We start from the raw sequence: 8,670 nt of genomic DNA on the forward strand, positions 1-8,670 counted from the left end.
CGGCTACAGGGCGATCCCCAGCAGCGCGTCGACGGCCCGGCGCACCGCGGTGGGCGCGTCGGGGTCGCCGCCCGTGCCGCGCGCGGCCCGCTCGGCCCAGGCGTCGACCGCGGCGAGCGCGCGCGGGGTGTCGAGGTCGTCGGCGAGGTGGTCGCGCAGGCGCTCGACGAGCGCCGCCCCGTCCGGGCCCTCGGCCGCGGCGACCGCGGTCCGCCAGCGCGCAAGCCGGGCCGCGCCCTCGGCCAGCAGCCCATCGGTCCACGAGCGGTCGGTGCGGTAGTGGCCCGCCAGCAGGGCGAGGCGCACGGCCATCGGGTCGACGCCGTCGGCGCGCAGGCGCGAGACGAACACCAGGTTGCCGCGCGACTTGGACATCTTCTCGCCGTCGAGGCCGATCATCGCCGAGTGCGTGTAGTGCCGGGCGAAGGGGTGCTCGCCGGTCAGCACCTCGGCGTGCGCGGCGCTGTACTCGTGGTGCGGGAAGACCAGGTCGGAGCCGCCGCCCTGCAGGTCGAAGCCCGCGCCGAGGCGGTTCAGCGCGATCACGCTGCACTCGATGTGCCAGCCCGGCCTGCCCGGCCCCAGCTCGGAGTCCCAGCTCGGCTCGCCGTCGCGGGCGACCCGCCACAGCAGCGCGTCCAGCGGATGGCGCTTGCCGGGGCGCTCGGGGTCGCCGCCGCGCTCGGCGAAGAACCTCGCCATGGTGGCCTCGTCGTAGTTCGACTCGTAGCCGAAGCGCCCGCTCGCCCGGTGGTCGAAGTAGACGTCGGGGTGCTCGGGGTCGTCGGCCCGGTAGGCCGCGCCGCCCGCGAGCAGCTTGGCCACGGCCTCCACGATCTCCGGGATCGACTCCACCGCGCCGATGAACGCCGCGGGGGGCAGCACCCGCAGGGCGGCCATGTCCTCGCGGAACAGCGCCGTCTCCCGCATGCCCAGCACGACCCAGTCGTCCTGGTCGCGGGCGGCACGCTCCAGCAGCGGGTCGTCGATGTCGGTGACGTTCTGGACGTAGCGGACCTTGTGGCCGTTGTCCAGCCACACCCGGTGCACCAGGTCGAACGCCAGGTAGGTGGCGGCGTGACCGAGGTGCGTGGCGTCGTACGGGGTGATCCCGCAGACGTACATCGTCGCCGTCGGCCCGGGCGCCGTCGGCCTGACCTCGCCGGAAGCGGTGTCGTGCAGCCGCAGCGGCCGAGGTGTCCCGGGCACCCGCGGCACCGGCTGGGAGAGCCAAGTCTGCATGGGTTCGACCCTAAACAACCCGCGACCGCGGGGTCGGCGAGGCCGGATGCCGGAACACCGTGCGGCCAAAAGTGTGACCCCCGTTACATACGCTGGCCGAGCGCCGACGTCTTCTGAGTGGGGGCTGGACACCGGGACCGAGAAGGGGCGGGAACATGACTACGGCGGGCAACGGCACGACCGGCCGCTATCTGGTGCTGCTGGAGGACGACGCGGTCGCCGCGGGCACCAAGGCGCTGAACCAGGTCGCGGGCATCCACGCGGCCAGCACCGCGGAAGCGGGCGTGGACACCATGGACTTCGACGCCAGCGAGGGGGTCGTCCTGCACCAGCTCGGCGTCGCGGTCGTCAACGCCGACGAGGAGCAGGCGATGCGCCTGGCCCGCGCGGCGGTCGAGCCGGGCCCGATCGCCTCGCTGGAGCAGGAGCGGCGGGTGTACGCCATCACCGCGCCCGCCCCGGCCGAGCAGCCGATGGCGGTGGACGAGTCGCTGTTCACCCGGGGCCTGCAGGCCGTCGGCGCGCAGCTGAGCACCGCCACCGGCACGGGCATCCGGGTCGCGGTGCTCGACACCGGCTTCGACCTCGCGCACCCGGACTTCGCGGGCCGGGAGGTCGAGTCGAGCTCGTTCGTCCCCGGCGAGGAGGTGCAGGACGGGCACGGGCACGGCACCCACTGCATCGGCACGGCGTGCGGGCCGCGCGAGCCCTCCGACGGCCCCGGCTACGGCGTGGCCCACCAGTCGGAGATCTACGCCGGGAAGGTGCTGAGCAACGGCGGGTCCGGCTCCGACGGCGGCATCCTGTCCGGCATCGCGTGGGCGGTCAGCAACAACTGCCCGATCATCTCGATGTCGCTGGGCGCGCGGACCCGGCCGGGTGACCCGTACTCGCGCACCTACGAGCGGGTCGCCTCGCGCGCGCTGGCGCAGGGCACGCTCATCATCGCGGCGGCGGGCAACGAGTCGAAGCGGCAGAATGGCGTCGTGGCTCCGGTCGGACACCCGGCGAACTGCCCGTCGATCATGGCTGTCGGCGCCGTCGACGTGGCCTCGCAGCTGGCCTGGTTCTCCTGCGGCACGGTGGACACCGTCGGCGCGGTGGACATCGTCGGCCCCGGCGTCGACGTGCACTCGGCGTGGCCGATGCCGCTGCGGCACAACCGCATCAGCGGCACCAGCATGGCCACCCCGCACGTGGCGGGCATCGCGGCGCTGGTCGCCGAGGCGACCGGGGCGCGCGGACTGGAGCTGTGGGCGCGGCTCTCGGCGACCGCGCGCCGCCTGCCGCTGCCCTCGACCGACGTGGGCTGCGGCCTGGTGCAGGCCCCGTGACCGACATCCCGGCCGAGCGGGTCGTCGTCGTGATCGCCGACTCGGGGCTGGCCCGGCTGCCGGAGGTGGTGGCCGGGCTGCGGGCCGCGGGCCTGCGGGTGGACGAGGTGCTCGACTCGGTCGGGGTGGTCACCGGCTCGGTGCCGACCGGACTGGTGTCGGCGCTGACCGAGATCGACGGCGTGGAGGGGATCGAGCCGGTCACCGGGTTCCAGCTGCCCGACCCGGGCAGCGACGTGCAGTAGCGGCTAGCGGTCCGGCGGCGCGGGCGCGGGCAGGTCGCGGTGGTCGCCGGCGTGGACGGCCGCGCGGATCTGGTCGATGTTCTCCCGCAGCATGTCGCTGATCAGCTCGTCGGTGCGCGGGTCGGCCAGCATCTCCAGCACCACGCGCAGGACGGTGTCGGTGACGGTGCCGACGATCTCGTCGTGGAAGGGCAGGACCGAGAACCTGCCCGCCTGCCGGTCCTGCTTGATCTTCTCCAGGACCATGGCGCGGATCTCGGCGCGGTTCTCCTCCAGCGCCGCGGAGACGTTGCGGGCGTAGTGCCCGGTGCGCAGCACGGCGACGACCTCTTCCAGCACCGCGACGGTCAGCGGCTTCTTGATGAGGTCGACCACCGGGTTGATGAGCTTGTCACCGAAGCGGCCGAGCGCCCGATACGCCAGCTCCTCCCCCACCGACCGGTCGGCCGGCCTGCTGACCCGGGTGAGCACCATCGCGATGCGGACGGCCCTGAGCAGCCGGAACGCCCGGAAGCCCCAGTTCGTGACCGGCACCATGCCGACGATGTCGTACCAGTTGACCCGCAGGAACCGGGCCTGGAAGCGCACCGCGGACCAGCGCCACAGGAACTCGATGAAGAACACCCCGCAGATGCCCCAGTCGATCCACTGGATCGTCCTGGCGACCTCGGCGGGCGGGTCGAAGAACGCGCGGTAGACGAGCAGGCCGACGGAGACCACGGCCAGGACCATCATCAGCCAGTCGTCGAGGCTGACGCGGGGCTTCTTCGGCGAGCCCGCCAGAGAGACGACCATGGTGCAGAACGATCGCACGAGCCACCGGCACCAGCCACACCGCATGTCTCGCCGACAGTGGTCGCTGCGAGTACCGTTACGACGGCCGACCGTGGCCCCCGAACGCGGTCAGCCGGAGGAAGCCCCATGAGCGCACGAGGATCCGCGCACGACGCCCTCGTGTACACCGATCCAGCCGACTTGATCACCCGGTCGGCCGATTTCCTGCGCGCCGGTCTGGACGACGGCGCGCGCGCCGTCGTCTTCGCCCCGCCCGCCACCGCCGAGCCGCTGCGCTCGGCCGTCGGCGCCGACCTGCGCGTGCTCGACATGGCCACCGCGGGCGCGAACCCGGCCAGGATCATCCCGGCGCTGCGCGAGCTGACCTCCTCCGGCGAGCCCGTGGTGGCGATCTGCCAGGCGTGGTGGCCGGGCCGCTCGGCCGCGGAGTCCGCCGAGGTGGCGCTGCACGAGGCCCTGGTCGACATCGCCTTCGCCGACGGGCCCGACCTGCGGGTCCGCTGCCCCTACCCGACGCGGAAACCGGAGTGGGTGCGCTCCTGCCACCGGGAGGTCGTCGCGGACGGGGTCGCGGGCGGGAGCGGGGGCTACGATCCGGACCTGGCGGCGGCGACGTTCAGCGCGGTGCTGGAGGACACGACGGCCGAGGTCACCGACGTGACCCACTTCAGCCTCGACGACCTGCCCGAGCTGCGGGACCTGGTGACGATCAGGGCCAGCGCCGCCGGGCTCGACCGGGACAAGGCGCTCGACCTCACCCTGGCGGCCAACGAGATCGTCACCAACAGCATCTGCCACGGCGGCGAGCGCGGGACGCTGCGGGTGTGGGGCGAGGACGGGGCGATCGTGTGCGAGGTGAGCGACAGCGGGCACCTCGACTCGGCGATGACCGGACGGGTCGCGCCGCTGCCGTCGGTGCGCGGAGGCCGAGGCATCTGGCTGGCGAACCAGCTGTGCGATCTCGTGCAGATCCGGTCGTGCCCCAAGCGGGGCACCGTGGTCCGGCTGTGGATGCACGGCTGAGGCCCAGTCCCGGCGGATGATCCGCGCGACGAGGTCGGGCAGGAGGGGCAGGGCGGTGTCGAGGTCGTCGGCCCACAGGCGCGTAGGTCTTGAGGCTGCCCGGGGGCCCACCTTGCCCGCGGACAGCCCACCGCCCTGCGGGGATTCCGCATCGTGGAAAGCGCTCCACGAGAGCGGGGCGGCACGGTCCTGGCCGCATCGGATTCGCGGCCCGGTCTGGCAAATCACCTAATCGCGCTCGCCTAGCGTCGGGTGCATGGCTACCCAGGTTGCAGTGACCGACGCGCTGGCGGAGTACGTGCGGGCGGTTTCTGTCCGCGAGGATGACGTGTTGCGGGAGCTGCGGGAGGTCACCGCCGAGCTGCCCGCCGGGGAGGCCATGCAGGTGTCGCCGGAGGAGGGGCAGTTCCTTGCCCTGCTCGCGGGCCTGTGCCGGGCGCGGACGGTGGTCGAGGTGGGGACCTTCACCGGCTACGCGACGCTCTGCCTGGCCAGGGCGGTGGGCGCGGGCGGGCGGGTCATCACCTGCGACGTCACGTCCCGGTGGGCCGACATCGGGCGCGGGTTCTGGGAGCGGGCCGGGGTCGGCGAGCGGATCGAGCTGCTCCTGGGCCCGGCGGCGGAGACGCTGCGGGGCATCCCGGCGGGCTCGGTGGATCTGGTGTTCATCGATGCCGACAAGGGGAACTACGCGCGCTATTTCGAGCGGGCGCTGGAATTGATCCACGACGACGGATTGATCGTCATCGACAATACGCTCTACTTCGGACGTGTTGTCGACTCCGACGCGCGCGACGCCGACACCGAGGCGATCAGGACGTTCAACGCGGCGTTGGCGGAGGATGATCGGGTGGAGATCTCACTGCTGCCGGTGGCGGACGGGATCACGCTGGCGCGCAAGCGATAGATCGGGCCGGTTCGCGGACGGGGGAATCGCGAACCGGCCCTGGATGGAACCACCGTCCGCCCGGTGCGGGGGGCCACCGGGCGGACGGGGAGCTGTGCTATTCGGCGATGCGGGTGCGGTCGCTCCACACGTAGACGGGGAGCGCCTCCCCGTTCACGACCTGCACTTCGCCGGTGGGGAGGAAGTGCTCGTAGCCCGCCCGGTGGGCGATCTTCACCTTGTCGGCCGCAGGCTGGTCGAGTTCGACCACGCCGCCGTCGGACAGCGTCCGCGGGCCACCGCTGAGCACCACTCGACTGATCTGCGCCACGATGATCACCCTTTCCGGAACGGTTCCACGAGAACCTTCTCTTCTATTCTGACGTGGAATGCACTAGGGAATTCGCCAGAATGGGCCTAGGTCGTCGTCGCCGAATCGAGGTCTTTCGCCAGCAATTCCGCGATCTCGGCGAGCGCGGTCTCGGCGTCCTCGCCCTCGGCGCTCAGCACGACCTCCTCGCCGCCCGCGACCCCGAGCGCCATGACCGCCAGGATGCTGGAGGCGTCGACCGGGTCGGCGCCGTCGCGGCCGATGCGGACGGTGGCCTTCTGCTTGCGGGCCGCCTCGACCAGCAGCTTCGCCGGACGGGCGTGCAGGCCGACCGGGGAACCGATGGTGACTCGGGTAGTGGGCATCGCCTAGCCTTTCGATTGCGGGACAGGTGATCGGGAACCGGGGGCGCAGGGCGGCCACGGCGAGGTGAGGCGGCCCTTGCGGACCTTCGGGCGGGGCTCGACCAGGCCGAGCACCGTGCGCACGACCTGCAGGACGCCCTCGGCCAGCGGCAGGAAGCCGGTGCCGAGGTCCGGGGTGCCCGACCAGCGCACCGGCACGTCGCCGACGCGGCTGGGCGGCAGCGGCAGCTCCACCGGCGCGCGCAGCAGGGCGACGCCGTCGGGCATGTCCGACTGGGAGTACCAGCGGCCGTTGGCGTCGGCCAGCAGCACCACCACCGGCGGGCTGCCGATGGTGACCGCGGGCGCCGCCGCGCCCGCCTCGGCGAAGCACGGCAGGACGCGGGCGGCCAGCAGCGGCGACATGCGGATGCCGACCATCCCCATGGTGAGCGGCAGGCGCAGCTCGCTGCCGGAGATCACCGACTCCCAGCCCATGCGCGCGCGGTAGAAGTCGCGCGCGGCGGCGAGGTCGGCCAGCTCCGGGTGCAGGTAGGACGGGTGGTGGTGGACCGGCTGGTGGTTGGCGGCCGGGACGGTGGTGTTGCGGGGCAAGGTCATCGGGGTTCCTCGGTGTGTGCGGTCACCGAGCCCGCCGTCACCCGCCCAGCACCCGCGCGCGGGCGGTGGCCGGGTCGGGAGCGCGGCGCGCCAGGTCGGCGCGGGCGGCGCAGTCGTCGCTCGTGCGGCGGCGCAGGGCCGCGCGGACACCGGGGACGGCGGGCGCCGACATGGACAGGCTGGTGACGCCGAGCCCGGTGAGGACGACGGCCAGGCCGGGGTCGCCCGCCGCCTCGCCGCAGACGCCGACGGGCTTGCCCGCCGTGCGGCCCGCGGTGGCGACCATGGCGACGAGGTCGAGCAGGGGCGGCTGCCAGGGGTCCAGCAGCGGGCCCAGCTCGCCGAGCAGCCGATCGGCCGCGAAGGTGTACTGGGCGAGGTCGTTCGTCCCGATGCTGACGAAGTCGACCTCGGCGAGGATTTCCCCGGCGCGCAGCGCGGCCGCCGGGATCTCGATCATGACGCCGACCGTGCCGATGCCCGCGGCCCGCGCCTTGCCCGCGAACTCCGCCGCCTCGGCGGCGGTCGCGATCATCGGGGCCATGACGTGCACGTCAGCGTCGTGATCGGCAGCCGCGGCGGCGATCGCGGCGAGCTGGTCGTCCAAGATGGACGGTTTGCCCGCGGCGATGCGATAGCCGCGGACGCCGAGCGCGGGATTGGGCTCGGACTCGTCGGTGGCGAACGGGAGCGGCTTGTCCGCGCCCGCGTCCAGGGTGCGGACGACGACCTTGCGGCCGGAGAAGGCGGCGAACACGCGCCCGTAGGCGGCGCGCTGCTCCTCGACGGTGGGCGCCTCGGTCCGGTCGAGGAACAGGAACTCGGTGCGGAAGAGCCCGACGCCCTCGGCGTCGACCTCCCCGCCCGCGGCGGCGTCGCCCTCGCCGACGTTGAGCAGCAGCTTGACGGGGTGGCCGTCGGCGGTGCGGCCGGGACCGGTGAAGGCGGCCAGCTCGGCGCGGCGGGCCTCGGCGTCGGCGGCCACCTTGGCGACCAGCTCGTCGCTCGGGTGCGCGGTGACGCTGCCGAGGGTGCCGTCCACGACGACGCGGTCGCCGTCGGTCAGCCCGGCGGCGCCCGCGCACCCCACGACGGCGGGGATGCCCATGGCGCGGGCGAGGATGGCGGTGTGGCTGGTCGGGCCGCCCTTCTCGGTGACGATGGCCAGCACCAGCGCCGGGTCCAGGGTGACGGTGTCGGCGGGCGCGAGGTCCACGCCGACCAGCACGTAGGGCTCCTGCGCCGAGGGCAGGCCGGGCGGCGGCACGTCGAGCAGCACGGCGACGGCGCGGTCGCGCAGGTCCGCGAGGTCACCGGCGCGCTCGCCGAGGTAGCCGCCGAGCGCGGTGAGCGCGGCCATCTGCTTGCCGAACGCCTCGTGCACCGCCCACGCGGCGGGTCTGCCCGCTTCGGCGGCGGCGCGGACGCCGTCGCTGATCGCGGAGTCCCTGGCCATCAGGACCTGGGTCTCCAGGATGTCGCGGGCTTCGCCGGTGAGCCCGTGGGCGCGCTTCTCCAGCTCGGCGACGACGGTGTCGATCGCCGAGGCCGCCGTGGCGGCCTCGGCGTCGGGGGCGCCTGCGGGCGGCGGGTCGGCGGGCAGGACCGGGGCGGGTGCGAGGCGGGCGACCGGCCCGGCCGCGGCACCCGGGCTCGCCGGGTTGCCGTCCAGCACGTCGGACAACGTTCTTCCTCCAGTGGCGCGCGGATCAGACCGCGGCGGGCTCGATGGTGACCTTGATGGCGACGCCGCTGGCGACGGTGTCGATGGCCTCCAGGACACCGTCCAACGGGAGCCGGTGGGTGATCAGGTCATCGACCGGCACAGCACCGGTCGCGATCAGTTCAA

Annotated in this window: 10 protein-coding genes; 4 read left to right on the forward strand and 6 right to left on the reverse strand. The window is 73.6% G+C overall.

Translation table 11 applies throughout. The features are described 5' to 3' along the window. Positions 1–3 precede the first annotated feature (3 nt). Positions 4–1,242: a cysteine--1-D-myo-inosityl 2-amino-2-deoxy-alpha-D-glucopyranoside ligase gene (gene mshC, locus ACFPM7_RS22430; protein ID WP_378249672.1), complete on the reverse strand. Its 1,239-nt coding sequence runs from the start codon at positions 1,240–1,242 to the stop codon at positions 4–6. Between the two features lie 155 nt (positions 1,243–1,397). Between mshC and ACFPM7_RS22435 the strand changes: the two genes are divergently transcribed. Continuing rightward, positions 1,398–2,576 carry a S8 family serine peptidase gene (locus ACFPM7_RS22435; RefSeq protein ID WP_378249673.1) on the forward strand — a complete coding sequence of 393 codons (1,179 nt, stop codon included), beginning with the start codon at positions 1,398–1,400 and terminating at the stop codon, positions 2,574–2,576. After that, the gene (locus tag ACFPM7_RS22440) at positions 2,573–2,821 is read left to right on the forward strand and encodes a hypothetical protein (RefSeq protein WP_378249674.1); all 249 of its coding nucleotides are present in this window, start codon (positions 2,573–2,575) and stop codon (positions 2,819–2,821) included. Before ACFPM7_RS22435 ends, ACFPM7_RS22440 begins: the two co-directional genes overlap by 4 nt. A gap of 3 nt (positions 2,822–2,824) precedes the next feature. Here ACFPM7_RS22440 and ACFPM7_RS22445 read toward each other — a convergent pair whose 3' ends face one another. Continuing rightward, positions 2,825–3,616: an ion transporter gene (locus ACFPM7_RS22445; RefSeq protein ID WP_378249675.1), complete on the reverse strand. Its 792-nt coding sequence runs from the start codon at positions 3,614–3,616 to the stop codon at positions 2,825–2,827. A 126-nt stretch (positions 3,617–3,742) separates the two neighbouring features. Here ACFPM7_RS22445 and ACFPM7_RS22450 point away from each other — a divergent pair, with 126 nt between their 5' ends. Both ACFPM7_RS22450 and ACFPM7_RS22455 read left to right on the forward strand, forming a co-directional pair. After that, positions 3,743–4,639: an anti-sigma factor RsbA family regulatory protein gene (locus ACFPM7_RS22450; RefSeq protein WP_378249676.1), complete on the forward strand. Its 897-nt coding sequence runs from the start codon at positions 3,743–3,745 to the stop codon at positions 4,637–4,639. A gap of 256 nt (positions 4,640–4,895) precedes the next feature. Further along, positions 4,896–5,546 (forward strand): O-methyltransferase, encoded by a 651-nt coding sequence (locus tag ACFPM7_RS22455; protein ID WP_378249677.1) that lies wholly within the window; start codon positions 4,896–4,898, stop codon positions 5,544–5,546. A 97-nt stretch (positions 5,547–5,643) separates the two neighbouring features. Here the strand turns inward: ACFPM7_RS22455 and ACFPM7_RS22460 are convergent, their stop codons facing one another. The 4 genes from ACFPM7_RS22460 to ptsP form a co-directional block, all read right to left on the reverse strand. Continuing rightward, a complete protein-coding gene (locus tag ACFPM7_RS22460; protein WP_378249678.1) occupies positions 5,644–5,856 on the reverse strand; it encodes a DUF5988 family protein in 213 nt (70 codons plus the stop codon). Between the two features lie 86 nt (positions 5,857–5,942). Further along, positions 5,943–6,221: an HPr family phosphocarrier protein gene (locus ACFPM7_RS22465; RefSeq protein WP_378249679.1), complete on the reverse strand. Its 279-nt coding sequence runs from the start codon at positions 6,219–6,221 to the stop codon at positions 5,943–5,945. Between the two features lie 3 nt (positions 6,222–6,224). After that, positions 6,225–6,821: a hypothetical protein gene (locus ACFPM7_RS22470; protein WP_378249680.1), complete on the reverse strand. Its 597-nt coding sequence runs from the start codon at positions 6,819–6,821 to the stop codon at positions 6,225–6,227. A 37-nt stretch (positions 6,822–6,858) separates the two neighbouring features. Continuing rightward, positions 6,859–8,505 carry a phosphoenolpyruvate--protein phosphotransferase gene (ptsP, locus tag ACFPM7_RS22475; RefSeq protein ID WP_378249681.1) on the reverse strand — a complete coding sequence of 549 codons (1,647 nt, stop codon included), beginning with the start codon at positions 8,503–8,505 and terminating at the stop codon, positions 6,859–6,861. Between the last annotated feature and the right edge of the window lie 165 nt (positions 8,506–8,670).

This window comes from Actinokineospora guangxiensis (assembly GCF_042657845.1).
Lineage (GTDB): Bacteria > Actinomycetota > Actinomycetes > Mycobacteriales > Pseudonocardiaceae > Actinokineospora > Actinokineospora guangxiensis.

Bases quoted from the DNA above. Each gene is read 5' to 3' on its own strand.
- ACFPM7_RS22470 (WP_378249680.1), bottom strand. From the start codon at position 6,821: ATGACCTTGCCCCGCAACACCACCGTCCCGGCCGCCAACCACCAGCCG.
- ACFPM7_RS22450 (WP_378249676.1), top strand. From the start codon at position 3,743: ATGAGCGCACGAGGATCCGCGCACGACGCCCTCGTGTACACCGATCCA.
- ACFPM7_RS22435 (WP_378249673.1), top strand. From the start codon at position 1,398: ATGACTACGGCGGGCAACGGCACGACCGGCCGCTATCTGGTGCTGCTG.
- mshC (WP_378249672.1), bottom strand. From the start codon at position 1,242: ATGCAGACTTGGCTCTCCCAGCCGGTGCCGCGGGTGCCCGGGACACCT.
- ACFPM7_RS22465 (WP_378249679.1), bottom strand. From the start codon at position 6,221: ATGCCCACTACCCGAGTCACCATCGGTTCCCCGGTCGGCCTGCACGCC.
- ACFPM7_RS22445 (WP_378249675.1), bottom strand. From the start codon at position 3,616: ATGGTCGTCTCTCTGGCGGGCTCGCCGAAGAAGCCCCGCGTCAGCCTC.
- ACFPM7_RS22455 (WP_378249677.1), top strand. From the start codon at position 4,896: ATGGCTACCCAGGTTGCAGTGACCGACGCGCTGGCGGAGTACGTGCGG.